General features: G+C 35.6%; 2 protein-coding genes. Both read left to right on the forward strand.

What is annotated here, in order from left to right; genetic code table 11:
- Nucleotides 1–417, forward strand: a 417-nt coding sequence (locus tag AC1DRF_RS30005; RefSeq protein WP_477742572.1) for a MarR family winged helix-turn-helix transcriptional regulator, incomplete at its 5' end; no start/stop codon positions are given.
- On the forward strand, nucleotides 414–890 hold a 477-nt coding region (locus AC1DRF_RS30010), incomplete at its 3' end, for an MMPL family transporter (RefSeq protein ID WP_477742573.1). The genes AC1DRF_RS30005 and AC1DRF_RS30010, both read left to right, overlap by 4 nt.

Consider the following 890-nt stretch of genomic DNA (forward strand, 5'->3'; position numbering starts at 1 on the left):
GTGCTGTTTGTAGGAACAGAAGTAATTCACAGAGAGCTTAGCCATAACCTCTTCGAACATGTCTCTAGACAGCAGTTTGATTTGTTAAATAGTTTAATGATTAAAGGTCCATCTTCACCAGGCAGTCTTGCTGTCTTGCAAGGTGTTCATAAAAGTGCTATTTCGAATCGAATCAAAAAGCTGCTCGAAAAAGGGCTTGTGGAGTGGGACACTAATGAACTAGAGAGCGATAAACGTTCTAAGCTTATTAAGATTACGGCTGAAGGAGAAAAGGTAATAAATGACGGAAATGCCGCGTGTTTTAGTATCATTGAGAATTTGTTTGATGATGTAGAAGAAGAAAAAATAGATACATTTATTGAAATTCTTACAATGGCAAAAGAAAAGTTAACTACAAAAGGGGAAAGCAAAGAATGAAATTTATTGTGAAATTTAAATGGGTGATTGCGGCCTTTATTTTAGCTTTAACGGTTATATTGATGCTAACGTCACCAAATTTAACAAAGCTCGCAAGTGAAAAAGGACAGTCTCAGCTTCCTGACGATGCCGTTTCATCTAGAGCCAGCCAAATTCTAAAAAATGCTGGAGAAGATAGTAATACCATCAGCATGGTTATCAAGTTAGATAACGCATTAGATAAAGATAGTGAGAAACAAATACAGAAAATCATTGATAAGACAGAGAAAATCAAAGGTGTAAAAGATGTCACAACGCCTTTAACAGATGATCAAGATGTTCGTAATCAATTAATGTCTAAAGACAAAAAAACTGTTTTAGTTCCGGTTACTGTCAGTGGATCGGATGAAAAAGTTGAAAAAATAGCGAATCAGATTTATGATAGCGTGCCAAAAGACACTACGGCATATGTAACAGGTGCATCTCTTATTAAT

It is taken from the genome of Priestia sp. P5_B4 (assembly GCF_056400385.1).